Genomic DNA, 25,512 nt, shown 5'->3' on the forward strand with positions numbered 1-25,512 from the left:
CCACGCACCGGCCTGCGTCGCGGCCGGGCCGCATGATGCTCGCTGCCGTTGCTTTGACGCTGGCGACGCCCGTCGCGGCGGCCCAGACCGGCGACCGGTTCGATGCGTTGATCGCAGACGCCCGTGCGGCGATGCTCACCGATCCGCATCGGACGGTTGATCGTGCGCGTGAGGCCGAACGGATGGCCGCCGGTGCCCCGACCGCATCGCAACGCGCGATGATGCAGGCGACGGCACAATGGTTGCGGGGCGAGGCGCTGCTGCGGCTCAACGACGTCGATGGCGCCCGCCCATTGATCGAACATGCGGTACGCGTGTCGGCGCGACTGGCGCCGAATGCGATGCTGCACGGCGACGCCTTGCTGGCGCGGGGCTGGATCAACACCGCGCAGGCCGATGTCGCGGATGCGCTCAGCGACTATCAGAACGCCTATGCAATCTTCCGCCGGCAGGGCGAGGTGCGCAGCCAATCCAAGGCGTTGCAGTCGATCGGGGCGCTGTACAGCGGCGCGAACGACCATGCGAGCGCGCTACGCTATTTCGATCAGGCACTAGCGACCTACCGCGGTGATCCGATGTTGGCGCTGTCGCTGTACAACAACCGCGGCGGCGCGCTGAAAAAGCTGAAACGGCTGCGCGAGGCGGAGGCGCAGTTCGACAAGGCACTGGCGCTGACCGCGCAGATGCGAAGCCCGCTGCTGCGGTCGCTGGTGCTCGGCAATATCGCCGAAACGCGGCTGGCGATGGGCAATGTCGCGGGCGCGCAGCGCGCGATCGACGAAGGTTTGCGTCTGTCGGGTCGGGACGGTGCCGGTCAGCCCTATCGCACGGTCTTGATCGGGCTGGCCGCGCAGGCGGCGTATCAGCGCCACGATCTCGCGACGGCGGCGCGGCTGATCGGCGAGCGTTTCGCCGGCCAGGATTTCGCCAAATCGACGCTGATCGATCGCGAAGCGCACCAGACCGCGTATACGATCTACCGCGCAAGCGGTGCGCCCGACCTCGCGCTACAACATTTGGTGGCGCTGAAGCGGCTGGACGACGAGGCGACCATGCTCGCCCGGTCGACCAATGCGGCGCTGATGGCGGCGCGCTTCGATTTCGCGAATCAGGAACTGCGGATCGCCAACCTGCAGCGCGACGAAGCGCGGCGGAACGTCGCCTTCGAAAAGGCGCGGGTACGCACGCAGCAGACCGTGTTCGTCGGCTTCGCCGTTGGCGTCTTGGCAGTGCTGCTGATGCTCGGCATCGGCATCGTCACGCTGCGGCGCAGCCGCGACCGGGTACGTGCCGTCAACGCCGACCTTAAAAAAGCTCTGGCCGCCAAGTCCGAATTCCTCGCGACGACCAGCCATGAAATCCGCACGCCGTTGAACGGCATCCTGGGCATGACGCAGGTAATGCTGGCGGACGGCAGCGTCGCGGGCGATTTGCGCGATCGGCTGACCGTCGTCCACGGTGCCGGCGTGACGATGCGCGCATTGGTCGACGACATCCTTGATGCCGCCAAGATCGAAAGCGGTCGCCTGACGATCGAAGACGCGCCGTTCGATCTTGCTGCGATGCTGCGGGACTGCCTGCGCCTGTGGCAGGATCAGGCGGCGGCCAAGGGTCTCGTCTTCCACGCCGACCTGTCGCGCTGCCCCGATTGGATCGTGGGCGATGCATTGCGCGTGCGGCAGATCGTGTTCAACCTGATGTCCAACGCGTTGAAGTTCACCGCGAGCGGCAGCGTGACGTTGACCGTCGAGGCGATCATGGCGGCGGGTGAAAGCGAGCGCATCCGAATCGTGGTCGCCGACACAGGCACCGGCATCGCCATCGAACAGCAGCAGGCGATCTTCGAATCGTTCACCCAGGCGGACACCAGCACCACGCGGCGTTTCGGCGGGACCGGGCTGGGTCTGTCGATCTGCCGCAACCTTGCGCGGGCGATGGGCGGCGAGGTGACGGTGGCGAGCGTGCCGGGTCAGGGCGCCTGTTTCACGGTCGACCTGCCGCTCCGTCATGCCGACCGGCCGGAGCAGCCCAGGAACCAAGCCGAGGCGGGGACCCTGGTCGTCGATCCGCATCCGATCACGCGGGCGATGCTGAAGACGGTGATCGCGACGCGGGCACAGGACGTCGTACCGCTCGCGTCGCTGGACGAGGCGTTTGATCGGCTGGCTGCCGACCCCGTCGACCGGATAGTCGTCGACGTCGCCGCGCTGCGCACATGCGACGACCCACAGGCCGAGGTGCGGCGCCTGGTCGCAGCGGCGGACCGCGAAGCGACAGTGCTGCTGCTGTGGCCGGCGGATGCCGCTGGGGCGCATGCGGCCTTCGATCCCGAAATCGAAGTCCTGCACCTTCTCAAACCGATAGCGGCGAGCGATTTGCTCGCCGTCCTATTCGCCAGCCGCGACGCAACGCTTGTGTCGCAGGCGGCATGAGGCGTAGACGCGCAGCCATGTTGACCCATTGCCCTCGCGGACGCCGGATCATGGTGCGATGAACGTATTGTTCATCGAGGACGACCGGATGAATCGCCGCGTCGTCCGCGACATGCTGGACGTCGCCGGCGTCGGGATGGTCGAAGCGGAGAACGCCGAGGCGGGCCTGGCGGCGATCGAGGCCGAGACGTTCGATATGCTGCTGATCGATCTACGCATGCCGGGGATGGATGGCATCACCGCGATCGGGCACATTCGCGCGCGCACCGATGACAAGGCCAATGTGCCGATCATCGTCATCACAGCGGACACGGCGCTGGATCTGCGCGAACGCTGCCTGGCGGCGGGCGCGAACGAGGTCCTGTTCAAGCCGGTGGCGATGGATGCGCTGTTTGAGGCGATGGGGCGGATCCTGGCACAGGACCCGGGCGGCGCGACGATTGGCTAAGCCGTTTCGTCCTCGCCGGACGCTGGCGCACGCGTAGGCAGAATCGGGCTTTCCTTCGCCACGGTCGGGTCGGGCGTGCCGACGAGGGCGATCGTGTCGTCCTGCTCCTTCACCGCGAAGCCGACGTCTTCCAACCCGAGCTTCAGGTGGATGCGGGTAAGATGATCCGCCTCGACAAGGGCGAACAACGTCTCTGGTGTTGCGCTCATCCGCGTCCAACTGGTCAGGAATGGAGCCGTTCCGATATTAACCACCAATATGAATGATTTGCGACAGACCGTTGGCTGACGTCCGCGAAGGATGGCACCACCCGCGATCAGCGCCCGCGCTGTTGCCCGTCCGATGATCCCATGCGAGGCTTGGCGCGTCGCGATGTGACCGGAGCGCCCTATGAATTTGATTCCCCTTCGTTTTGCCATGACCCTGGCGATCGCCGGTGCGAGCACCGCGGCACTTGCGCAAGCCGTTCCGCAGGCGCGCACCGCCAGCGGGCCGGTCCGCGGCACGACCGAGGCGGGGGTGGATGCGTTCAAGGGCATCCCCTTCGCCGCGCCGCCGGTGGGGACGCTGCGCTGGCAGCCGCCGCAGCCGGCCAAAGCCTGGACGGCGCCGCGCGATGCCACGCGCTACGCCGCGGATTGCATGCAACTGCCGTTCCCCAGCGATGCCGCGCCGCTCGGCACGGCGCCGGCGGAAGACTGTCTCTACGCCAATATATGGCGGCCAGTGGGTGTGACGGCGGGGGCGAAGCTGCCTGTGCTGGTGTGGATCTATGGCGGTGGGTTCGTCAACGGCGGGTCGTCCCCGCCGACGTACAGCGGTGCGGCGCTGGCGCGGCAGGGCATCGTGATGGTAAGCTTTAATTATCGATTGGGGCGTTTCGGCACGTTCGCGCATCCCTCGCTTGTCACCACGCCGCGCGACGTAGATTTCGGGCTTCTCGACCAGCTTGCCGCGCTGCGCTGGGTAAAGCGTAACGTCGCCGCGTTCGGGGGTGATCCCGATGCGGTGACGATCATCGGCGAAAGCGCGGGCGGCATGTCGGTCCACGCCATGCTGACTTCGCCCGCCGCGCAGGGGCTGTTCCGCGCCGCGGTGATTCAGTCGGGTGGCGACGGATCGTACAAGGGCGCCAGCGTGGCGACCGCAGAGGCGGCGGCGACCGCCTTCGCGCGCGCCAAGGGCATCGACGGTACAGGCCCCGCCGCATCGGCGGCGTTGCATGCTCTGTCCGGCGAGCAGGTGGTCGACGGCCTCAACCTTGCCACGCTGGGGCAGCAGCAGGGCGAGGGGCGCACGTACAGCGGTCCGGTGCCCGACGGCCGCACCTTCGTCGACAGCCGCGACGCCTATCGCGCCGGCCGGTTCGCGCATGTGCCGGTGATGGTGGGGGCGACCAGCAACGATATCGGCGGACCGGGCGGCGTCATGCTTGGGGGCGCACGCGACGTCGCCGGGCTGCTCGCGAAGCAGGGCGTGCCGGTGTATTATTATCGCTTCGATTATGTCGCGACCTCGGCGGCGACGCCGGATGGCGCGGGGGCGGGGCATGCCACGGACATCCCGTTCTTCTTCGATACGGCCGACGTCAAATATGGCGCGGCCACCACGAAGACCGATCGCGCAGCGGCGACCGTGGCGAGCCGCTATCTCGTAAATTTCGTCAAGACGGGCGATCCCAATGGCGCGGGCGCCGTGCCGTGGCGGCGGTTCGGGGCGTCCGACCCCGCGATGCTGACGATGACGCGGGGCGGCGGGGCGGTGCTGGCGCGCGAGTGAACTGGCAAAGCGCTTGGTCTCGTCGCGACGGGCGCGCGGTGCTGGTCGTTGTTACGTTATTGCAACCGTAGCGAAGCAATCCAAGGCGCCTTGCGCCGACCAGAGATTGCTTCGCCACCCTGCAATGACGGGCCACTTAAAATTGCTGGCCCTGCTGGGGCGCCGAACCTGCCCCGCATCAAACGAAGGTAAGCTTCGCCGCCTTACTTCCCGCGCCCAGTTGCCTCTTGCAGCGCATCGATGCGCTTCGACGCTTCCGCCTTGGTCAGCGTGTCGTCGAACGTTTCGCCGGCTTCCTCGCTTAGCGTCTTGAGGTAGCTCGCCTGCGCGCCGGTCATCGCCTCGTCGCCGGTCGTCCAGTCGTCGGGATCCTTTTCGGCGTTGCCGGTCGGATGATCCTTGGGATTTTCGGTCATGGACATGGGGTCTTCCTTTCAGAAGACCCCAACATTCCTGTTCCTTATCCGTTCCAGCCGGTGAACGGCATGTTCAACGCCTCGGCCACCGCATGGTGCGTGATCTTGCCGTGATAGACGTTGAGGCCGTTGGCGAGGTGCGCGTCCGCCTTCATCGCCGCTTCCGCGCCCATGTTGGCAAGCTTGATCGCGAACGGCAGCGTCGCGTTGTTGAGCGCGAAGGTGCTGGTGCGCGCGACCGCGCCCGGCATGTTGGCGACGCAATAATGGATCACGCCATCGACTTCGAACACCGGGTTTTCGTGGGTGGTGGCATGGCTGGTTTCGAAGCAGCCGCCCTGATCGATGGCGATATCGACCATCACCGCGCCGCGCTTCATCGTCTTGATCATGTCGCGCGTCACGAGCTTCGGCGCCGCGGCGCCCGGCACCAGCACCGCGCCGATGACGAGATGCGCGTTCTTCACCGCCGACGCGATCGCCGCCTTCGATGCGTAAGCCGTCTTGATCTGCGAGCTGAAGAACATGTCCAGCTCAGCGAGGCGATCGTTCGAAATGTCATAGATCGTCACGTCGGCGCGCATGCCGACCGCCATCTGCGCGGCGTTGACGCCCGAGACGCCGCCGCCCAGGATCGCGACCTTCGCCGGTGCCACGCCCGGCACGCCGCCGAGCAATACGCCACGGCCGCCCTGTTCCTTCTCGAGATAATGCGCGCCGACCTGCACCGACATGCGGCCCGCGACCTCGCTCATCGGCTTCAGCAGCGGCAGGCCGCCGCGTGCCGCCGTCACCGTCTCATAGGCGATGCAGGTCGCGCCCGACTTCACCAGCCCCTCGGCCTGCGCCTTGTCGGCGGCGAGGTGGAGGTAGGTGAACAGCAGGTGGCGCGGTTCGAGCAGCGCGATCTCGCTCGCCTGCGGTTCCTTCACCTTCACGATCATGTCGGCGGCGGCGAAGACCGCAGCGGGATCGGCCAGGATCGTGGCGCCCGCGTCGATATAGTCCTGATCCTCGAAATCGATGCCGGAGCCGGCCTTGGTCTCGACGACGACCTCATGGCCGGCGGCTACCAGTTCGGCGACCGACGGCGGGGTCAGGCCGACGCGATATTCGTGGTTCTTGATTTCCTTGGGAACACCGATGCGCATGGGAATCTCCTCTTCCGACGGCGCTCTTACTACGCGCAGGGCGGGAGAGGCTTGCAATGTCATTGCCCCTGGACAGTCACAGCGGGATTTCCTTGCGTGAATAGGTATCGTAGAGCGAGGATCATGCTCGACGCCCTCGACCAGAAGATCTTAGGCCAATTGCTCGTTAGTTCGGACCTTACCAGCGCCGAACTGGGGGAGAAGGTGGGCCTGTCGCCCAGCGCCGCGCATCGCCGCGTCGGATCGCTCAAGGACCGCGGGCTGATCGCCGGCTTTCGCGCTGTGCTCAGCAAGGCCGCGCGCGGCAATCCCAGCGTCGTGATGGTCAACGTCACGTTACGCGACCAGCGCGAGGAGACGATGGCGGCGTTCGAGCGCCAGATCGTCGATGTCCCGGAAATCCGCGACTGTTTCCTGATGAGCGGCGAGGCGGATTATATGCTCCACGTCGAGGTGCGGCGCGACGATACGTTCGAACGCATTCACCGCGAAACGCTGTCACGATTGCCCGGCGTCACCCGGCTGGCGTCGCACTTCGTGATCCGCGAGGTGTTCCGCAGGCCGTAACTCCCGTTTGCTTCCAATGCGGTACGCCAGCGGAGAGTTTGGCGGCACCACTGGTCGCATCACCCGCCGTCCTTTGCTCAGCGCGGCTCATCGCCTTCCGCCGCCGTTGCTCCCGCCGTTCAGGCCATGCTAAGGCGACACCGATGCAACAGCTTGCGAACAACGCCGGTCGCGTACCGACGGACCGATCGAGCCGCTCGTGAGCAGCCCCGTACCGGCAGCCCCTCCCGACGCCCGCGCCGAGGACGAAACCCCCGTTCATCACAGCGATGGCCTGCTGAAGCTGGCAGTCGGCGCGATCGGCATCGTCTTCGGCGATATCGGCACCAGCCCGCTGTACGCTTTCCGCGAAACCTTCGCGGGACACCATAAGCTCGCGCTCGATCCGCTGCACATCATGGGCGTGTTGAGCCTGATGTTTTGGTCGATGATGATCGTGGTGACGATCAAATATGTCGCCATCATCATGCGCGCCGACAATAACGGGGAAGGGGGAAGCCTGGCGCTGCTCGCCCTCGTGTCCGGCCGGACGAAGAGCAAGCGATGGTCGACCGGCATCGTGCTGCTCGGCGTCTTCGCCACCTCGCTGTTCTACGGCGATTCGATGATCACGCCTGCGGTGACCGTGCTCGGCGCGGTCGAGGGGTTGGCGATCGCGGCGCCGGCCTTTTCCGGGCTCGTGCTGCCGATCGTGCTGGCGATCCTGATCGCGCTCTTCTGGGTCCAGCGCAGCGGCACGGCGCGTATCGGTCTGATTTTCGGGCCGATCATGCTCGTCTATTTCGGCGTGATCGCGGTGCTGGGGCTGCTCAGCGTCGTCCAGACCCCCCACGTCCTGTGGGCGTTTTCGCCGCACCACGCGATCCACTTCTTCCTTGCCGATCCGGTTCGCGCCTTCCTGGCGCTCGGCTCGGTCGTGCTTGCGGTGACGGGGGCGGAGGCGCTGTACGCCGATATGGGGCATTTCGGGCGCAAGCCGATCGGCCTGTCGTGGCTGGTGTTCGTACTGCCCGCGCTGATGTGCAACTATCTTGGGCAGGGCGCGCTGCTGTTCCGCGAGGGCGAGGCCGCGCTGCGCAGTCCGTTCTACATGCTTGCGCCCGACAGCCTGCAGCTGCCGCTGGTGCTGCTGGCGACGATGGCGGCGATCATCGCCAGCCAGGCGGTGATTTCGGGCGCCTTCTCCGTCACGCAACAGGCGATCCAGTTGGGCTTCATGCCGCGGCTGCGCATCGAACATACCAGCGCGGCGACGGTGGGGCAGATCTACATCCCGCTCATCAACTGGCTGTTGATGACGATGGTCATCCTGCTCGTGCTGTTCTTCCGCACCTCGTCCAACCTTACCTCGGCCTATGGCATCGCGGTGACGGGGGCGATGTTCATCGATACGTGCCTGCTCGGCGTGGCGTTGACCCGGTTGTGGAACTGGCCGCTCTATGCCGCGGCGCCGCTGCTTGGCCTGTTCTTCCTGGTCGATGGCGCCTATTTCGCCGCGAACCTGACCAAGGTGCCCGATGGCGGCTGGTTCCCGCTGATGATCGGCCTGATCGTCTTCACCTTCCTGACGACCTGGTCGAAGGGGCGGACGCTGATGATGGAGCGGCTGCGCGAGGCGGCGATGCCGACCAAGGTGTTCATCACCTCCGCGATCAATTCGGCGAGCCGCGTGTCGGGGACGGCGGTGTTCATGACGTCCAGCGCCGATGGCGTGCCGCATGCGCTGCTCCACAATCTGAAGCACAACAAGGTGCTGCACGAGCGGATCATCCTGCTGACGGTCAAGATCGTCCAGCAGCCCTATTGGCCGGAAACCGACCGCGCCAAGCGCGAGGAGATGGGCGAGGGCTTCTACCGGCTCGTCCTGCGCTACGGCTTCATGGAGGAGGTGGACGTGCCGGCGGCGCTCAAACGCGTTCATGGCTGCGGCACCGATTTCAAGATGATGGACACCAGCTTCTTCCTGTCGCGCCAGACGCTGCTCGCGTCCGAACGGCCGGGCATGATGCTGTGGCGCGAAAAGCTGTTCGCCTGGATGCTGCGCAACGCCGAAAGCGCGATGGAATTCTTCCGCCTGCCGACGAATCGCGTGGTCGAGCTGGGCAGCCAGGTGGAGATTTGAGCGAGCCGGCCCCCATCATCGTGACGGCCCTGTTCGGGCGGCGCGACCAGGGCTGGTTCGATGCGCAGCGGGCGGCGCACTTCCCGCCCGAACGCAACGTGCTGGCCGCACATCTAACGCTATTCCATCACCTGCCGCCCTCGGCGGAGGGCGAGGTCAAGCATCGCCTGAACGGCCTTACCCGCGGCGTGCGGCCGCCGCAGGCGCGCGTGGGCGGGCTGATGTCGCTGGGGCGCGGCGTCGCCTATCGGATCGAATCGCCCGATCTGGTCGCGATCCGGCGCGATCTGGCCGACGCCTTCGCGGGCCTGCTGACCCCGCAGGATGCCGGTGGTTGGCGCCCGCACGTTACCATTCAGAACAAGGTCCAGCCCAATATCGCCAAGCTGCTGCTGACCGCTTTGTCGCGCAATTTTGTACCTCGCGACGTCGAAATCGCGGGGCTGGCGGCATGGTGGTATCGTGGCGGTCCCTGGGAAGCAATTTCCCGTCACATGTTCGCTTGACGGGGGCCGCATCCCGCTCCTATAGGCGCCCCTCCACACGGCGGGGCGGAGTAGCTCAGCTGGTTAGAGCACGGGAATCATAATCCTGGGGTCGGGGGTTCAAGTCCCTCCTCCGCTACCACATCGGTAGCGCCGCGCGTGTGAGGCGATCGACAGACGGAACGCTTTGTTCACCATTGCCGTGCGATAGCAGGCGCTGGTCGGTTCGGGTCGCGTCGATGCCCTATCACTTTTCCAATGAACGTCGGGCCGCTGATCGGCGGGTTGCCAAACAGTCCCATGCGGGGCCTGAGCGTCGTCTGGCGGAGCGCCGGGCCACCGAGGTGAAGCTGGTCCGCAAGCCGCAGCCGATGCACCGTGGCGTGCTGTGGGCGGCGGTTTTGATGGTTCTGGTCCTGTCCGACAGCGTGTGGCTCGACGGGGCGTATCGCCACATGGTGACGGGCGGCATCGCCGACTGGATCGCCAGCGTGCGCTATTGGTCCGACCACGTCTGGGACTGGCGCGCCTAGGCGAAGGCGCCAAACGGATCGTTCATCACCAGCATCGCGTCGGACCGCGCGAGCGCGATCAGCGTCAGGCTGTGCGCGCGGGCGTGATCCAGCGCGAAGCTGGTGGGGGCGGAGATGCCGACCAGCAGCGGTGTCGCGGCGACCAGCGCCTTGTCGGCCATTTCGAAGCTGATGCGTGAGGTGACGAGCGTGAAGGCGGCCCCAGCGCTCGCCCGCGCCTGCGCGCCGATCAGCTTGTCGAGCGCATTGTGGCGGCCGACATCCTCGAAGATCGCCGCGATCACACCATCGGCGGTGCAGGCGGCCGCGGCATGGACGGCACCGGTCGCGGCGTTGAGGCGCTGGTGCGCGCGAATCGCGGCCAGCGCGGCAAAGATGGCAGCCGGCTCGACGACAGGGCAGGGTGGCCGCTGGCGCACCGGGCGGACGAGCTGCTCCAGACTGGCGATCCCGCACAGTCCGCATCCCGTATCGCTGCTGCGATGGCGGACGCGGTCGTGGATGCGGGGGCGGCAGTGCGCGGTGAGCGCGACGCGGACGATCCAGCCCGCCTCCGCTTCGAAGACGTCGATATCCTCGACGTCGGCGGCGGTGTCGGCGAGGCGTTCGGTCAGCATGAAGCCGAGCGCGAAGACGTCGAGATCGCGCGGCGTCATCATCATCACCGCATAGCCGAGGCCTTCGACCTCGATCGCGACGGGTGCCTCGACCGCGACGTCTCGCAGGCCCGTCGTGGCGCGGCCATCGGCGTGAAGCACCCGGATCGGCTCGGGCCGCGATACGCTCACAGTGCGGCGAGATCCTCGGGCGTGTTGACGTTGGCGAGCCGCTCCGGTGCGGCGATCGGCAGCGCGCCGATCTGTTGCGCCCAGCCGCGCACCGAACGTCGGCCGTCGCGCGCGAGATGGTCGGCGAGCGCATCGGCGAGGTCGGCGGGCCAGTGGCCGATGACCGGCGCGTCACTACAATAGCTGGGCGCGCGGCGCAGCAGTGAAGCGACGAGCGCCTCGGGCAGATACGGCGTGTCGCAGGGCAGCGTCAGCACGCTGTCAAAGCCCTGCATCGCCGCGTGATGCAGCGCCCCCGCGATGCCGCCGAGCGGGCCCAGGCCGGGGGCAGGGCGATCCGCGATCCCGCCCTCACGCCCCACGACGACCACCGCATCGGCCCAGCGCGCGCAGACGTCGCGGACATGCGACAGCAGCGGCCGGCCGTCCCACAACGCGGCTGCCTTGTCGCTGCCGAAGCGGCTCGATTGGCCGCCGGCGAGGATCGCAGCGAGGATCAGGCTGCCTTCTCCACCCGCACCGGTACGGATTTCCCCGCAGGAACATGGCTTTGTTCGGCCTTGTGCGTGACCGGCATCAGGATGTTGCATTCCGGGTAATAGCCACCCAGGCAGCCGCGCGGAATGTCATAGGGCACGACCAGCAGGCCATCGACGCGCTTGTCGCCGTTGGTGCCCTCGTCACCGACCAGATCGACCTTGTCGTGCTCGGCCAAGCCAAGCTCTGCCATGTCCGCGCGGTTCATCAGCACGACGTCGCGCGTACCTTTGATGCCGCGGAACCGGTCGTGATAACCATAGACGGTCGTGTTGAACTGGTCGTTCGAACGCAGCGTCATCAGGCGGAAGCGGCCCGGGGCGTCCTTGAAACCGGTGGCGTTCAACGCGCTCGGCACGTTGAACTCGGCGCGGCCGCTGTCGGTGAGCCATTGGCGGTGTGCGGCAGGCACGCCCTTCCAGAAGCCGCCGGGGATCCACATCCGTTCGTTGAAGCGGGCGAATTTGTCCGGATAGGTCGCCTCGATCGCGTCGCGGACGAGACCGTAATCGCCGACCCACGCGTCCCAGTTCACCTTCGGGTTGGGATCGAGCGTCGCCTTGGCGATGCCGGCCAGGATTGCGGGCTCGCTGAGCAGGGTGTCCGCTGCCGGTGTCGCGCGGCCGCGGCTGCCATAGATGCGGCTGAAACTGTCCTCCATCGTCACCGCCTGAGGGCCGGTCGCCTGTTCGTCGGTCTCGATCCGGCCGAGGCAGGGGAGGAGGTAGCAGGTCTTGCCGGGCAACAGATGCGTGCGATTGAGCTTGGTCGCGATGCTGACGGTGAGGTCGAGCGTCTGCCACGCCGGCTCGATCCGTGCGGTATCGGGCACCGCCCGGGCAAGGTTGCCGCCGAGACCCAGGAACGCCTGCGCGCTGCCGTCGATGATATGTTCGCACGCTTCGACCGTGTCCCAGCCCTTGTCGCGCGGGGGATCGAAATCATAGAGCTGCTGCAGCCGGTCGAGCGGGGCAAGCTCCGGCTTTTCAGTAATGCCGACGGTGCGCTGACCCTGCACGTTGCTGTGGCCGCGGACGGGGCCGAAGCCGGCGCCGGGCTTGCCGACGTTGCCGCGCAGCAGCATCAGATTGACGAGCGTGTGGAGGTTGTCGATGCCGTGCACGTGCTGGGTCAGGCCCATGCCGTAGACGCAGATGACCCGCTTCGACCGGGCATAGACCGCGCCAGCGGCCTCCATGTCCTGGCGGGAGATGCCGCTTTCATGCTCCAGCGTTGCCCAGTCGGTCGCGCGGACCATGTCGGCGAACGCCTCGAACCCCGTCGTATGTTCGGCGATGAAGGCATGATCGAGGATAGCGGGGGCATTGATCCGCTGGCACTGATCGTCCGCCTCGATGACGTATTTGCAGATACCGACCAAAGCGGCGATATCGCCGCCGGCCTTCACCTGGTGATATTGCGTGGCGATCGGTGTCGACTTGCGCGTCGCCATCTCGATCGGGTTTTGCGGGTCGGTGAAGCGTTCGAGACCGCGTTCCTTCAGCGGATTGAACACCACGATCTCGACGCCCCGCTTGGCGCAGCTGCGCAACGGGTGAAGGAAGCGGGGCGAGTTCACGCCGGGATTCTGGCCGAAATAGAAAATAGCGTCACACTGGTCGTAATCCGACAAATGGATCGTGCCGACAGGCGAACCAATTGCAGACTTGAGGCCGACCGAGGTCGTCTCGTGACACATGTTGGAGGAATCGGGCAGGTTCTGGCTGCCATACAGGCGCGCCATCAACGCCCACATATAGCTGGTTTCCAGACTGGCGCGGCCGGACGCGTAGAAGATCACCTTCTTGGGATCGTAGCGCTTCAGATGCGTGCCGATATCCGCAAAGGCCTCCGCCCAGCTGACCGCAACATAGCGATCCGTGGCGGCATTGTACTTCATCGGATGCGTCAGCCGCCCGGCCTGTTCCAGGTCGTAATCCTTCCAGCCGCGCAAGTCGCTGACGGTATGCTGCGTGAAGAATTCGGGCGTGGTGCGATAGGTGGTCAGCTCCCACGCGGTCGCCTTCGCGCCGTTTTCGCAGAATTCGGCGATATGCGGATGCGCCGGCTTCCCCCAGGCGCAGGACACGCACATGAAGCCGCCTGGCTTGTTCTGTCGGGTCAGTTCACGCGCGGTTTCAGGGCGCACCTTCTCGCGCAGGTTGATCTCCGCAACCGACTTCATCGATCCCCAGCCGCCGGCGGGACCGGTGTAAGGTTCGGTGCTGATCGTCTGGTCGTCGCTCACGTCGCAGTCCCTCCGCTCGTCCGAACGCCAACGTCCCGCCCGGCGGTTGGATGCATGCCGCATGCCACGGCTTATGTACACGCCATCCGATATCTTATCACACGCCTGCCGGCCGGCGCAGGGCTCAAACACCGCAATTTGAATCAACTTCCCGTAAATTGGTATTGTATTGATCTAAAAGGAATGAGACCACGATGGTTCTGAGGGGTGGTTCCAAACAAACCGCAAGTAAATAAGGAACGCTATGCTGTCCTTGTTTGCTGGCCATAACCGGGTGATCCGTGGCGGTGACACACGGACATTCGCGCTGATCGGTCGCGGCGAATTGCAATCATCCCCGGATCACGAAGGGGAAAGAACATGATGATGTACAAGGGGATACTCGCCTCCACCTGTTGTCTGGCGGCGTTGCTCGCCATGCCGGCACAAGCCCAGGTCACGACCGATCAGGACGCTGCGACCCAGATCGGAGATCCTGTCGCTTCGGCAAAGCTCGCCGCCGATCGGGCGCGCGACGATTCGGTCACCGCAGACAAATCGCAGGACATCATCGTAACGGGCACGCGCATCGCGCGCCCGAACAACCGCTCCGCCGCGCCGATCACCACCGTCACGGTCGCCGAAATCGCTGCCCAGGGCGCGACGACGATCGAAGAGGTGATGAACCGCCTGCCGCAGGTTCAGGCCAATGCCGAACAGAATTACGCCGATTCCGATGGCCGCCAGCGTATCAAGCTACGCAGCCTGGGCTTCGAACGCACGCTGACGTTGGTCGACGGGCTGCGGCTCGGCATCCAGAACGGCATGGACGTCAGCCTGATCCCCAACGAGTTGGTCGAGCGGATCGACGTTCTGTCGGGCGGTGCGTCGTCGGTCTACGGCTCGGACGCGGTCGCAGGCGTCGTCAACTTCGTGCTGAAGAAGGACTTCAACGGCATCGCGCTGACCGGCAACTACAGCTTCTTCAACCACGACAATCGCGCCAACCCGGTGACCGAAGCGGCCGGCCGAGCCTTCTTTCCGGCGAAGCAGGGCTGGACCAACGACGGCGGTCGTGCGAACCTCACGCTCACCGCGGGCAAGACCTTCCTGGACGGGGCGGTCAGCCTGTCGGGCTATCTCAACTATCGCCAGTCGGATCAGGTGAACCTGGGCGACCGGTCGCTGTCGGCGTGCGAAGTGACGCAGACCATCGCGACCGGTGTGCTCAACTGCACGCGCAGCACCTATACGCAGGCGGGCACGATCGTCCCGGGCGGGATCGGCGTGGGTAGCACGTTGGTCAACGATCCCAGCGGGTCGGGCCGGTTCGTGCCGTATAACTCCGGTCCGGGCACCTCGACCAATCCGTTCGACGAACTGGCATTCCAGCGGCCGTTCAACCGCCTGAATACCGGCGCCTTCCTGAACGCCAGGATTTCGAGCGACATCGAATTGTATTCGACCGCGATGTTCTATCGCGACCGGTCGTTCAACACGCTGCCCAACCGCGTCTATTCGTACAGCGCCTATGGCGCGCCGGCATATCAGACCAACTGCGACAATCCGTTCCTGTCGGCGTCGCAGCGCACGACGCTGTGCGGTACGCGCACGACTGGTCTGGTGCCGCTCGACGTCCGTTATCGCTTCGATGCGCTGCCGCTGGTCGAGACGGGGTTCGAGAACCGCGGCGTGCGCGTCGCGGGCGGCCTGCGGGGCAAGGTGCTCGACGATGCATGGCGGTATGACATCGCAGGTGTCTATTCGATGATGCGCGCCAAGACGATCTACCCGTCGCAGCCCGATTACGACCGCGTCAACCGATCGCTCAACGTGGTGAACGTCAACGGTACGCCGACCTGCGCGTCGGTGGTCAGCGGTGCCGACCGCGCCTGTGTGCCGTTCAACGCCTTCATCCCCGGTAACAGCAACCTGGCACTGAACGACTATCTGTTCACCAGCACCGACGGGTCGCAGAACAGCACGTCGCTGATGTGGCAGGCGCTCGCGGTGCTGAACGGTGACCTCGGCAAGTACGGCATCACCTCGCCGCTCGCCGAGCAGGGCGTCGCAGTCGCTTTCGCCAGCGAATTCCGCGCCGAGCTGTACAAGAGCAGTGCCGATGCGCAGTTCCGTGCCAGCAACGGCGGCACCGACGCGCGCTTCACGCAGAACGTCGTCGAATCGAACGTCGAGGTGCAGGCGCCGCTGATCGAGCACAAGCCGTATACCGACCTGTTGCAGGTCAACGGCGGCTATCGCGTGTCGAAATACAACCGCCTGAACGGCACCTTCAACACTTGGAAGGTTGAGGGCATTTGGGCGCCGATCGCGGACATCGGCTTCCGCACCTCGTTCAACAAGGCGCAGCGCGCGCCGACCGTGATCGAGGCGGATCAGGCGAGCAACGTCAATTATACGACGACGGGCCCGAACGATCCCTGCGCGTCGACCCGCGATCCCAACTCGTCGAACCCCAACGTACGGGTCGCACCCACGGCGTCGATCGAGCAATGTCGTCGCACCGGCCTGCCCGACAATCTGTACGGCAGCGCGACGTTGGACTGTTCGGCGCTGAATACCGGCTGCACCGTGCGCAACGGCGGGTTCAACCTGAAGCCCGAAACGGCCTATACCAAGACGTTCGGCGTGATCCTGCGCCCGCGCTTCATTCGCGGGCTGACGGTGTCGGCCGACCGGTTCATCATCAACCTGAATGACTCGATCAACTTCTTCCAGGTCAACGACTTCCTGAATGGGTGTCTGACCACCGGCCTGCAATATTACTGCCGCGGCATCGTGCGGAACCCCGGCACCTACACGCTGAACAGCGCGCCGGGCGGCAATCCGGCCACCGGCTATTATGCGCGCGGGACGAGCAACAGCTACAAGTCCCAGTCGCATGGTTGGGACTTCCAGGGGCAGTACACGCTGGGCTTGGCCGGGGCGGGGTCGCTCGACACATCGTTCAACGGGACGCTGACGACGCGCGTCGGCAGCCAGGATACGCCCGACGCCACGCCGCGCAACTGCGTCGGCTATTACGGTCCGGGCTGTGGCGAAAGCATGCCGCGCTGGTCGCACGGCCTGCGCACCACCTGGACCAGCGCCGACAAGGTGGCGAGCGTGTCGCTCAACTGGCGGCACATCTCGGGCATGACGATCAGCTACAACGCGCCGGCCGACACGGGCATTCCGGCGAACACGGCGCAGTTCCGCCGGTTCTACACGGGCGTGCCTGCGTACGATTACATCGACCTGTCGACCGGTTTCGACATCGCCAAGCGCTTCTCGCTGCGGGTGTCGGTAAACAACCTGTTCGATCGCGATCCGCCGCTGCTTCCCGACTCGCGTAACGTGCTGGGCCTGCTGCGGAGCAATACGCTGTTCCGCTACGACCTGCTCGGTCGGCAGATCGTTGTGGGGGCAAGCGCGCGCTTCTAAACGCGCCTTCGCCTATCCGATGGTTCAAAATCGTGGGCCGATCGCCTAGATCGGTCCACGACTCTTTCATCCGACAGGCGCTTTTCTATGACCACTCATACCACCCGCATGCTGATCCTCGGTTCGGGGCCTGCGGGACTGTCCGCCGCGATCTATGGCGCGCGGGCGGGGATGCAGCCGATCGTCGTGCAGGGTATCCAGCCCGGCGGTCAGCTGACCACGACGACCGACGTCGAGAACTATCCGGGCTTTGCCGACGTCATCCAGGGCCCCTGGCTGATGGAGCAGATGCAGAAGCAGGCCGAGCACGTCGGCACGCGGCTGATGTGGGACACGATCGTCGAGGTCGACCTGTCCAAGCGTCCGTTCCGCCTGATCGGCGACGGCGGCGACGTGTATGAGGGCGAGGTGCTGGTGATCGCCACCGGCGCCCAGGCCAAGTGGCTGGGCATAGAGAGCGAAGAGCCGATGAAGGGCAAGGGTGTCAGCGCCTGCGCGACCTGCGACGGCTTCTTCTATCGCGGCAAGAAGGTCGCGGTGATCGGCGGCGGTAATACTGCGGTCGAGGAGGCGCTGTACCTCACCAACCACAGCGATGACGTGACGCTGATCCACCGCCGCGACACGTTGCGCGCCGAACGCATCCTGCAGGAGCGGCTGCACGCGCATCCCAACATCACGGTGCTGTGGAACAAGGAAGTGCGCGAGTTCGTCGACGGTGGCGGCACCGCGGGCCTCGTCGCGCTCGAGCTGGAGGACACGCAGACCGGCGAGCATTCGCGGCTCGACGTACAGGGCGGCTTCGTCGCGATCGGTCATCATCCGGCGACCGAGCTGTTCCGTGGGCATCTGGCGCTGGACGACGACGGCTATATCGCGGTGGAGACCGGCTCGACGCGCACCAGCGTGCCGGGCGTATTTGCGTGCGGCGACGTGGCGGACAAGGTGTACCGGCAGGCCGTGACGGCGGCGGGCACGGGCTGCATGGCCGCGCTGGATGCCGAGCGTTTCCTGGCGGCGGCGGAGTTCGCCGAAATGGCCGAGGCGGCGGAGTAAGCGGAAGGCTGCCGCTTCCGCCTCAAGACGTCACCCCAGCGCAGGCTGGGGTCTTTTGCGGCCCTCGACGTGCTAGCTAACCGAAAGATCCCAGCCTGCGCTGGGATGACGTTGAGCGGGTCGCGTTGCGCTTAGCGATGCGCCAAGGCGGCGAGGGCGGCGTCGTGCAGAACGCGCTGGTCCTCGACCCGGGCGAAGCTGTGCGATGCGGTGTCGATCCGCGTCGCCGGCAGGTGGCGCGCGGCGGCGGCATAGGCTTGCGCGGTGGCGTCGCCGCTGGCGAGCAGGACGGTCGCCGCGTCGCCCCACTCTTCGATCGCGGAGACGACGCGGGTGGCGAGCGCTTGCGGCGCTGCGGCGGCGGCCTTGCGCAGGCCCTTCATTGCCTTGGCGAGGTCGATGCGGCCGGTGAGCAGGCGGCGCCATGCCGCGAGGTCGGTGAGGCGCTGGCGGTAGGTCGCGCGGATCGCGGCGGCGGGGGGCAGGGCGTCGGTCTGATCGATCGTCCAGGGATTGGCGAGCAGCAGGCGATCGATGCCGGCGTCATGGCCGAACAGGGCGAGCGTGCTCGCCGCGTCGCAATTGCCGAAGCCGACGATGCGGTCGAGCTGGGGGGCGTGGGCGCGAAAGGCGGCGGCTGCGGCGATCAGATCGTCTCGGGCGGACAGGAAACCGCCGTTTTCGCCGGTCGAGTCGCCGATGCCGCGGCGGTCGTAGCGGAATACCGGATGGCCTGCCGCCGCCATCGCCTGGGCCAGCAGCGCCATGCCGCGGTGCGCGCCGCAGCGGATTTCGTTGCCGCCCGAGACGATCAGCAGACCGGTCGTGCCGGGGGCGGCGTCGAGCGTGCCGATCAGCGTTTCGCCCGCGCAGCGGAAGGTGATCAGGCTTCGCATGCGACGATCCAGTCGGCGATATCGGCGGCGAGCGTGGCGGCGAGGGCAGGGTCGTCGCCCGGCTCGGCGCGGCGCCAGAGCGGGGCGGCTTCAACGTGACGGTCGGCGGGGGCGGAATCGGACGACAGGCGCACGACGCGGCGGGGGGGGCTGGATTGATCGAAAGGGCTGGCGGTCGTCAGCGCGTCGAGCAGGTCTGCCGGGATACGGTTGCCCGCGATCTCGATAGGCTCGCTGTCGTCCATCATCACTTGAAGGTCGCCGTCGTTGCCCGCTGCCCGCCACGTCCGGTGCAGGCCGCGAACCAGGGCGCGGCCGTCCTGCGGCGCGAGATGCCACCGGCTGGCAAAGGGCGCGACCATATCGAGCAGGGTGCCGCTGCGAAGGCCGACGGCATGCACGGCACGCCCCGACGCCAATTGCTGGCAGGCAAGCGCTTCAACGGCATCTTTCATCCGCGACAGCGTGCAGTCTTCAAGGGGCACAAGGCTCTCGCCCTGTCCCGGCACGTCCGGCAATATCCCGGCGATCCCCCGCTCCGCCAGCCGGCGCAGGAGGCTGACAGCGAAGGTGCGCGTGCGGTTGGCTTCCTCGAACAGCGGCAGCGCCAGGATCGCGACCGGCCCGGTATCGGGGCCCAAGCGCAGCAGCGCTTCGCGGCCGCCGCTCCAGTCATAATGGTCGATGCGCGGCGCCATGCCGCCGGACGCTAGACCAGCGCCTTGCCCGCGGCAAATTCGACGAGCGCGCCGAAGGTTTCGAGCATGTCGCCATCGACCTCGTCATCCTCGATCAGGATGCCCAGTCGATCCTCGATCTCGGTCAGCACGCCCGCGACCGCCATCGAATCGAGTTCCGGCAGTGCGCCGAACAGCGGCGTCGTCGCCCGGAATTCCGCGACCCGCTCGGGCGACAGGCCCAGCACATCGGCGAGGACGGCGCGAACGGTGGTTTCGACCTGGGTGTAGCCTTCGGGAAGCAAAGCGTTCGGCCTTCGATCGGGGACGTGCGCGGCTGCGTTAGAGGCTGGGGCTGCATTCGGCAATAACGTGACGCTATGAGGGGATATGGCGCCAGACCCGACACCGTTTCCGATCGACCATCTCTTGCGGGGAGACCCCGATGCCCCGGCGCTGATCGAGCGCGCGCGGACGTGGCGCTTCGCCGAGGTCGAGGCGGCGGTGGCGAGTGTCGCGGGCTGGCTTGCGGGGTGGGGATTGGCGCCGGGTACGCGGATCGCGACATGGCTGCCCAAGACGGCGCTCGCGTGCGTCATGCCGCTCGCCGCGGCGCGGGCGGGGCTGGTCCATGTGCCGGTCAACCCGGCGCTGCGGCGGGCGCAGGTCGCGCATATCCTGGCCGACAGCGGTGCGGCGTTGCTCGTTACCCAGGCAGCGCGCGCGGCGACGCTGGAGGCTGGCGACCGGCCCGATGATTGCCGGCTGGTCGAGGCGGACGCCGTGCCGATGGCGGACGCGGGACCGGCGCAGTCGGATCACGATCCGGCATCGTTGGCGGCGATCCTCTACACCTCCGGGTCGACGGGACGGCCGAAGGGCGTGATGCTGAGCCATGCGAACCTGTGGCTGGGGGCGGTATCGGTCGCGCACTATCTGCGCCTGTCCCCCGCTGATCGCGTGTTGGCGGTGTTGCCGCTGTCGTTCGATTACGGGCAGAATCAGCTGCTTTCGAGCTGGTATGCCGGCGCCGCGGTGGCGCCGCTCGACTATCTGACCGCGCGCGACGTGGTAAAGGCGGTCGAGCGCACGCATGCGACGACGCTGGCCGGCGTGCCGCCTTTGTGGCTGCAGCTGCTGGAAGCGGACTGGCCGGCGGAGACGGCGGCGCGGCTGCGGCGGCTGACCAATTCCGGGGGGGCGCTGACGGAGCGGCTGGTGCGCGGCCTGCGGTCGCGCTTTCCGCAGGCAGACCTAGTCGCGATGTATGGCCTGACCGAGGCGTTTCGGTCGACATGGCTCGACCCGGCGCTCATCGATGCGCATCCCGACGCGATGGGCCGGGCGATCCCCTTTGCCGAAGTGGCGGTGGTGAAGGCGGACGGGACGCGCGCGGTCGGCGAGCCGGGCGAACTCGTCCACGCCGGGCCGTTGGTCGCGCAAGGCTATTGGTGCGATGCGGAGCGGACCGCGCAGCGCTTTCGTCCGGCGCCCGCGTGGATGGCGAGCGGCGGCATGGCGGTATGGTCGGGCGATACGGTGCTGGAGGGGGCGGACGGGCTGCTCCGGTTCGTCGGGCGCGATGACGAGATGATCAAGAGCGCGGGCAACCGGATCAGCCCGCTCGAGGTGGAGGAGGCGGTGCTGGCGGGCGGCGAGGCGCGCGAGGCGGTGGCGGTCGGCGTGCCCGATCCTCGCACCGGGCAGGCGATCGTGGTGGTGCTGGCGGGCGATCCCGCGGGCGAAGACGCATTGCGCGCGCGGTTGCGCGGGCTGCTGCCGAGCTTCATGCAGCCCGCGCGCTACGACTGGCGCGACGAACTGCCGCGCAACGCGAACGGCAAGTTGGACCGGGCGGCGATCCGGGCGGAGACGAGAGCATGAAGCCGATGGGGGGGCTGCCGCCCGAATTTGCCGGGCAGAGCGGCAGGTTGACGATCGCGGGGCGATCCGCGGACGACTGGGCGGAAGCAACCCCCGTCTTTGTCTATGACGTCGGCATCGTCGCGGCGCGCGTGGCTCGATTCCGGGCGGCCTTCCCCGACGTGGATCTGCATTATGCGATCAAAGCCAACCCCTTGCCCGCGCTGCTCGACCGGGTCGCGCCGCTGGTTGATGGGCTGGACGTTGCGTCGGGTGGCGAACTCGAGAAGGCTTTGGCCGTGAAGCCCGCGTCGGCGATCAGTTTCGCCGGCCCCGGCAAGCGCGATGTCGAGCTGCGCGCGGCAATCCGGGCAGGCGCGACGCTCAACGTCGAATCGGAAGGCGAGGCGACGCGGGCGCTGCGGCTGGGCGAAGACCTCGGCATCGCGCCGCGGCTGGCGGTGCGGGTCAATCCTGACATCGAATTGCGCGGTTCGGGCATGCGGATGGGCGGGCGACCGTCGCCCTTCGGCGTCGATGCGGCACGCGCAGCGGCACTGGTCCGCGCGATCGTCGTGAGCGGGGCGGACTGGCGGGGCTTCCACATCTATGCCGGCAGTCAGGCGCTGGATGCCGGCGCGATCGCCGAGACGCAGGCTGCGACGCTGGCGCTCGCTGCGCGACTCGCCGACGAAGCGGGTGCTGCGCCGCCGCTGGTCAATCTGGGCGGGGGGTTCGGCGTGCCCTATTTCGCCGGCGACGTGGCGCTGAATGTCGAGGCGGTGGGCGCGGCGCTGGGCGCGGCACTGGCGGTGCGGCCCGCCGTATTGGGCCAGGCCCGCTTCGCCATCGAGTTGGGGCGCTGGCTGGTGGCGGAGGCGGGCGTCTATCTGACACGCATCGTCGATCGGAAGGACAGCCAGGGCGAGACGTTCCTGGTCACCGACGGCGGCCTCAATCACCAGCTCGCCGCATCGGGCAATTTCGGCACGGTGGTGCGGCGCAACTATCCGCTGGCGCTGGCGCGCGACGTGGGCGGCGCGGGCGACGAGACGGTGTCGGTGGTGGGGCCGCTCTGTACGCCGCTCGACCGGCTGGGCGACCGGATCGCGCTGCCGCATGCCGATGCGGGCGACCTGATCGCGATCTTCATGGCGGGGGCCTATGGCGCTAGCGCCAGTCCGTCCGGCTTCCTGGGCCACCCGCCCGCGGTGGAGATTGTTGCGGGTTAGGACCCGTCGGCATTCGGGCGTGCCGCCGCCGTCAATTCTTCCCCCTGGCCGCGGAGGATTTGATGCTACCGCATTGGCGTAGGTCCCGGCCGGATCAGTCGATCGTGATCGTCGTGTCGAGCGTTATCGCCGGCAGATTGGCGGACGTATCCTGCAACGCGACCGTCGCGCCCTTGCGCAAGGGGCCGAGATGGTAGGTGATCTCCACGCCCGTCATCGGCTCGCCCGGGCGGCAGGCGCCCGCGGTCACCGCGCTGCCGCACAAGGGGCGCTGAGTGGAGGGCGGGGCCGCGACCGCGCCGTCGATGCGGACGACGCGCGCCCGGCCGATGCCGGTTTCCTGTACGACGATGCTGATCGGCCCGGTGTGCGGCCGGTTGGTGTGCGTCTGGTCGGGGGCAATCCGTTCGGACTGCGTCGCGGAACTGACCCCGACGATCTGAAGGCCGGTCAACGGCGGGGCGGATTGCGCGCCCGCCGCCACCGGCGTAAGCGCCAGCATGAGGCCGGCGGGCAGGAAAAGCCGTGTCATACGGTCAACATACCCGCGTCGTCGTTCTGTTGCGAGAGGGACGACGGTGGCCTTCCCAGCAGCGTCACTAACGCTATCTTCACCTCTCTCGCGCCATAGCCATCGCTCAAGCCCTTGATCTCACGTGTGCGTGGCGGTCCATGGGCGTCAGGAGACCTTGCATGCGTTCCGGTAAGTCCGTCCGTGTCCTGCTCGCCATCGGCGCCGCGTCCAGCGCGCTCGGCGGATGCGTCGGTGGCGGCGCCAGCCATCCCGAATTGCCCCCCGCCAGCTATGTCGCGTCGAAGGAACAGCCGGGCGAGGAATATGTCATCGGCCCGCTCGACCAGCTCAACGTCTTCGTCTGGCGCCAGCCGGAACTGACCGCGAAGGTGCAGGTGCGCCCCGATGGCCGCATCACCACGCCGCTGATCAACGACATGCCCGCGGTCGGGAAGACGCCCGCGCAGCTCGCCGCAGACATCAAGAAGGCGCTGAGCCAGTATGTTACCGACCCGCGCGTGTCCGTGATCGTCGAGAATTTCTCGGGCACCTACAGCCAGCAGGTGCGCGTGATCGGCGCGACCGAAAAGCCCGCGTCGATTCCCTATCGCGCCAATATGACGCTGCTCGATGCGATGATCGCGGTCGGGGGGCTCAGCCAATATGCGGCCGGCAACAAGGCGAAGCTGATCCGGCACGACCGCGATACCGGCGAACAACACGAATATCAGCTGCACATTGCCGATCTGTTGAAGCGCGGCGATTCGAGCGCCAACGTCAGCCTGCAGCCGGGCGACGTCATCATCATCCCCGAATCGATGTTCTGATCGGATGAACGGCCTCTACGACGAAGCGCGCCTCGCGCTCCATGCGATCTGGACCCGGCGCTGGCTGGCGCTGGCGGTTGCCTGGGGGGTGTGCGTGCTCGGCTGGTTCGTGGTGAGCCAGATCCCGAGCCGCTACGAATCGCGGGCGCGCGTGTTCGTGCAGATGCAGTCGGTCCTGCCCGCGTCGATGGATGCCGCCCCCCAGACGCAGCAGAAAGACGTCGACACGATCCGCCAGACATTGGTCAGCGCGGTGAACCTGGAAAAGGTGGTGCGCGGCACCGACCTTGCGCAGACCGTGTCGAGCGACCGCGACGTCGCCGATCGCGTCGCCGGCCTGGCGCAGGCGATCAAGGTCGAAAGCCAGCAGGACAATCTGTTCCAGATCACCACCACCGCGGCCAGCCCCAAGCTGGCGCAGCAGATCACCCAGAAGCTGATCGACATCTTCGTCGAAACCAATTTGGGCCGTGATCGCAGCCAGACGACGCAGAGTCTCGACTTCCTCGATGCGCAACTGGCGCAGTTGCAGAAGCGACTGTCGGACGCGGACACCAAGCGCTCCGATTTCCAGACGCGCTACCTCGGCTCGCTGCCCGGCACCGGCACGGTTGCCGACCGGGTCGGCGCGTCGCGCGCGCAGATGGCGCAGGTCGACAGCGATCTCGCCACCGCGCAGTCGAGCCTCGCGACGTTGCAGGCGCAGATGGCCGGTACGCCGCAGACCGTTGCGGGCACCGGCGGCATCGCCGCGGGACCGGCGCGCGCGGCGCTGGCGACCCTTCAGGGCCAGCTCGCCGATGCGCGCGCGCGCGGCTATACCGACCAGCATCCCGACGTGATCGCGTTGAAGCGCCAGCTTGCCGTCGCGCAGGCGGCGGCGCAGCGGGAGCCGGCGGGCGCCGGGCCGGCGGGCACGCCCAACCCCGTCTATCAGTCGCTGCAATCGATGCTGGCCGACAAGCAATCGGCGGTGGCCGGGCTGCGGATGCGTAAGGCGCAGTTGCAGGGCGATCTCGACCAGCTGACCGCCAAACTGTCGCAGGACCCGGCGGTCGCTGCCGAACAGGGGCAGATCGACCGCGATTATCAGGTGCTGAAGGATCAGTACGACCAGTTGCTGACCCAACGCCAGCAGGTCGCGTTGCGCGGGCAGGCGGCGACGCGGACGGACAATGTGAAATTCTCGGTCATCGACCCGCCGACGGTGCCGCGCGCGCCGACCGCGCCAAACCGCATGCTGCTGCTCACCGGCGTCCTCATCGCCGGGCTGGGCGCGGGCATCGGCGCGGCGTTCGCGATGGGGCAGCTGCGCGCGACCTTCGCCACTGCACCGCGGCTGGAAAAGGCGACCGGCATGCCCGTGATCGGCGCGATCGGCGAAGTCGTGACGCGTATCCAGGCGGAACAGCGGGCGAAACGCCTGAAATTGTTCGCGGGCGGTGCCGCGGGGCTGGTGGCGGCCTATGTGCTGCTGCTCGGCGTCGAGGTGCTGCAACGCGGGCTGGCGGCGTGACG

Annotated in this window: 23 protein-coding genes and 1 tRNA gene; 14 read left to right on the forward strand and 10 right to left on the reverse strand. The window is 67.0% G+C overall.

Annotated features, from left to right (window positions below; genetic code table 11):
• The first annotated feature begins 32 nt into the window (after positions 1-32).
• A complete protein-coding gene (locus tag ACGVWT_RS12785; RefSeq protein WP_315462761.1) occupies positions 33-2,432 on the forward strand; it encodes an ATP-binding protein in 2,400 nt (799 codons plus the stop codon).
• 58 nt (positions 2,433-2,490) lie between these two features.
• The gene (locus ACGVWT_RS12790; RefSeq protein WP_315462762.1) at positions 2,491-2,880 is read left to right on the forward strand and encodes a response regulator; all 390 of its coding nucleotides are present in this window, start codon (positions 2,491-2,493) and stop codon (positions 2,878-2,880) included.
• Here the strand turns inward: ACGVWT_RS12790 and ACGVWT_RS12795 are convergent.
• Positions 2,877-3,089, reverse strand: a complete 213-nt coding sequence (locus ACGVWT_RS12795) for a hypothetical protein (protein WP_315462763.1) — start codon at positions 3,087-3,089, stop codon at positions 2,877-2,879. The two genes, ACGVWT_RS12790 and ACGVWT_RS12795, sit on opposite strands and share 4 nt — an antisense overlap.
• A 208-nt stretch (positions 3,090-3,297) precedes the next feature.
• On the opposite strand from ACGVWT_RS12795, the gene ACGVWT_RS12800 reads away from it, so the two are divergent.
• Entirely contained in the window at positions 3,298-4,659 is a 1,362-nt protein-coding gene (locus ACGVWT_RS12800) for a carboxylesterase family protein (protein ID WP_315462764.1), read from the forward strand.
• A gap of 203 nt (positions 4,660-4,862) precedes the next feature.
• On the opposite strand, the gene ACGVWT_RS12805 is transcribed toward ACGVWT_RS12800, so the two are convergent.
• Together ACGVWT_RS12805 and ald are read right to left on the reverse strand one after the other, a co-directional pair.
• A complete protein-coding gene (locus ACGVWT_RS12805) occupies positions 4,863-5,081 on the reverse strand; it encodes a DUF3072 domain-containing protein (protein ID WP_116460728.1) in 219 nt (72 codons plus the stop codon).
• A gap of 38 nt (positions 5,082-5,119) precedes the next feature.
• Positions 5,120-6,226: an alanine dehydrogenase gene (ald, locus tag ACGVWT_RS12810; protein WP_315462765.1), complete on the reverse strand. Its 1,107-nt coding sequence runs from the start codon at positions 6,224-6,226 to the stop codon at positions 5,120-5,122.
• A gap of 123 nt (positions 6,227-6,349) precedes the next feature.
• Between ald and ACGVWT_RS12815 the strand changes: the two genes are divergently transcribed.
• From ACGVWT_RS12815 to ACGVWT_RS12835, 5 genes are all read left to right on the forward strand, one after another.
• Positions 6,350-6,793 (forward strand): Lrp/AsnC family transcriptional regulator, encoded by a 444-nt coding sequence (locus tag ACGVWT_RS12815; protein ID WP_017978174.1) that lies wholly within the window; start codon positions 6,350-6,352, stop codon positions 6,791-6,793.
• A gap of 199 nt (positions 6,794-6,992) precedes the next feature.
• Positions 6,993-8,915 carry a potassium transporter Kup gene (locus tag ACGVWT_RS12820; RefSeq protein ID WP_116460730.1) on the forward strand — a complete coding sequence of 641 codons (1,923 nt, stop codon included), beginning with the start codon at positions 6,993-6,995 and terminating at the stop codon, positions 8,913-8,915.
• Positions 8,912-9,421 (forward strand): 2'-5' RNA ligase family protein, encoded by a 510-nt coding sequence (locus tag ACGVWT_RS12825; RefSeq protein ID WP_315462766.1) that lies wholly within the window; start codon positions 8,912-8,914, stop codon positions 9,419-9,421. Before ACGVWT_RS12820 ends, ACGVWT_RS12825 begins: the two co-directional genes overlap by 4 nt.
• A 44-nt stretch (positions 9,422-9,465) precedes the next feature.
• A tRNA-Met gene (locus ACGVWT_RS12830) sits at positions 9,466-9,542 on the forward strand.
• 202 nt (positions 9,543-9,744) lie between these two features.
• The gene (locus ACGVWT_RS12835; RefSeq protein WP_243402929.1) at positions 9,745-9,933 is read left to right on the forward strand and encodes a hypothetical protein; all 189 of its coding nucleotides are present in this window, start codon (positions 9,745-9,747) and stop codon (positions 9,931-9,933) included.
• On the opposite strand, the gene fdhD is transcribed toward ACGVWT_RS12835, so the two are convergent.
• Genes fdhD through ACGVWT_RS12850 form a run of 3 tightly spaced genes read right to left on the reverse strand, consistent with a single transcriptional unit; the run spans position 9,930 to position 13,506 of the window.
• Complete coding sequence (gene fdhD / locus ACGVWT_RS12840; protein ID WP_315462767.1) at positions 9,930-10,721, reverse strand: formate dehydrogenase accessory sulfurtransferase FdhD; 792 nt, start codon at positions 10,719-10,721, stop codon at positions 9,930-9,932. The genes ACGVWT_RS12835 and fdhD overlap by 4 nt on opposite strands.
• A complete protein-coding gene (locus ACGVWT_RS12845) occupies positions 10,718-11,311 on the reverse strand; it encodes a molybdenum cofactor guanylyltransferase (protein WP_394426661.1) in 594 nt (197 codons plus the stop codon). Before ACGVWT_RS12845 ends, fdhD begins: the two co-directional genes overlap by 4 nt.
• The gene (locus ACGVWT_RS12850) at positions 11,218-13,506 is read right to left on the reverse strand and encodes an FdhF/YdeP family oxidoreductase (protein WP_315462768.1); all 2,289 of its coding nucleotides are present in this window, start codon (positions 13,504-13,506) and stop codon (positions 11,218-11,220) included. The genes ACGVWT_RS12845 and ACGVWT_RS12850 overlap by 94 nt, the downstream gene beginning before the upstream one ends.
• Positions 13,507-13,866: 360 nt before the next feature.
• Between ACGVWT_RS12850 and ACGVWT_RS12855 the strand changes: the two genes are divergently transcribed.
• Together ACGVWT_RS12855 and trxB are read left to right on the forward strand one after the other, a co-directional pair.
• Positions 13,867-16,929, forward strand: coding sequence for a TonB-dependent receptor domain-containing protein (locus tag ACGVWT_RS12855; RefSeq protein ID WP_315462769.1), 3,063 nt, complete (start codon positions 13,867-13,869; stop codon positions 16,927-16,929).
• 87 nt (positions 16,930-17,016) lie between these two features.
• Positions 17,017-17,985 carry a thioredoxin-disulfide reductase gene (gene trxB, locus ACGVWT_RS12860; protein ID WP_147034968.1) on the forward strand — a complete coding sequence of 323 codons (969 nt, stop codon included), beginning with the start codon at positions 17,017-17,019 and terminating at the stop codon, positions 17,983-17,985.
• Positions 17,986-18,116: 131 nt separating this feature from the next.
• Here trxB and ACGVWT_RS12865 read toward each other — a convergent pair whose 3' ends face one another.
• The 3 genes from ACGVWT_RS12865 to ACGVWT_RS12875 are packed head-to-tail and all read right to left on the reverse strand — an operon-like array spanning position 18,117 to position 19,863.
• Positions 18,117-18,881 (reverse strand): hydrolase 1, exosortase A system-associated, encoded by a 765-nt coding sequence (locus tag ACGVWT_RS12865; RefSeq protein WP_315462770.1) that lies wholly within the window; start codon positions 18,879-18,881, stop codon positions 18,117-18,119.
• Entirely contained in the window at positions 18,869-19,579 is a 711-nt protein-coding gene (locus ACGVWT_RS12870; protein ID WP_315462771.1) for a hypothetical protein, read from the reverse strand. Before ACGVWT_RS12870 ends, ACGVWT_RS12865 begins: the two co-directional genes overlap by 13 nt.
• Positions 19,580-19,590: 11 nt before the next feature.
• Complete coding sequence (locus ACGVWT_RS12875; RefSeq protein WP_116460738.1) at positions 19,591-19,863, reverse strand: acyl carrier protein; 273 nt, start codon at positions 19,861-19,863, stop codon at positions 19,591-19,593.
• A gap of 85 nt (positions 19,864-19,948) precedes the next feature.
• Here ACGVWT_RS12875 and ACGVWT_RS12880 point away from each other — a divergent pair, with 85 nt between their 5' ends.
• Together ACGVWT_RS12880 and ACGVWT_RS12885 are read left to right on the forward strand one after the other, a co-directional pair.
• Positions 19,949-21,442, forward strand: coding sequence for an acyl-CoA ligase (AMP-forming), exosortase A system-associated (locus tag ACGVWT_RS12880; RefSeq protein ID WP_315462772.1), 1,494 nt, complete (start codon positions 19,949-19,951; stop codon positions 21,440-21,442).
• Positions 21,439-22,653, forward strand: a complete 1,215-nt coding sequence (locus ACGVWT_RS12885; RefSeq protein ID WP_315462773.1) for a pyridoxal-dependent decarboxylase, exosortase A system-associated — start codon at positions 21,439-21,441, stop codon at positions 22,651-22,653. Before ACGVWT_RS12880 ends, ACGVWT_RS12885 begins: the two co-directional genes overlap by 4 nt.
• A gap of 94 nt (positions 22,654-22,747) precedes the next feature.
• Here ACGVWT_RS12885 and ACGVWT_RS12890 read toward each other — a convergent pair whose 3' ends face one another.
• Complete coding sequence (locus ACGVWT_RS12890) at positions 22,748-23,185, reverse strand: DUF4879 domain-containing protein (RefSeq protein WP_315462774.1); 438 nt, start codon at positions 23,183-23,185, stop codon at positions 22,748-22,750.
• Positions 23,186-23,346: 161 nt separating this feature from the next.
• Between ACGVWT_RS12890 and ACGVWT_RS12895 the strand changes: the two genes are divergently transcribed.
• Positions 23,347-23,994 (forward strand): XrtA/PEP-CTERM system exopolysaccharide export protein, encoded by a 648-nt coding sequence (locus ACGVWT_RS12895; protein WP_017978189.1) that lies wholly within the window; start codon positions 23,347-23,349, stop codon positions 23,992-23,994.
• Positions 23,995-23,998: 4 nt separating this feature from the next.
• Positions 23,999-25,510, forward strand: a complete 1,512-nt coding sequence (locus tag ACGVWT_RS12900; RefSeq protein WP_315462775.1) for an XrtA system polysaccharide chain length determinant — start codon at positions 23,999-24,001, stop codon at positions 25,508-25,510.
• Positions 25,511-25,512 lie beyond the last annotated feature (2 nt).

The sequence above is a fragment of the Sphingomonas sp. S6 genome (assembly GCF_043498045.1).
Lineage (GTDB): Bacteria > Pseudomonadota > Alphaproteobacteria > Sphingomonadales > Sphingomonadaceae > Sphingomonas.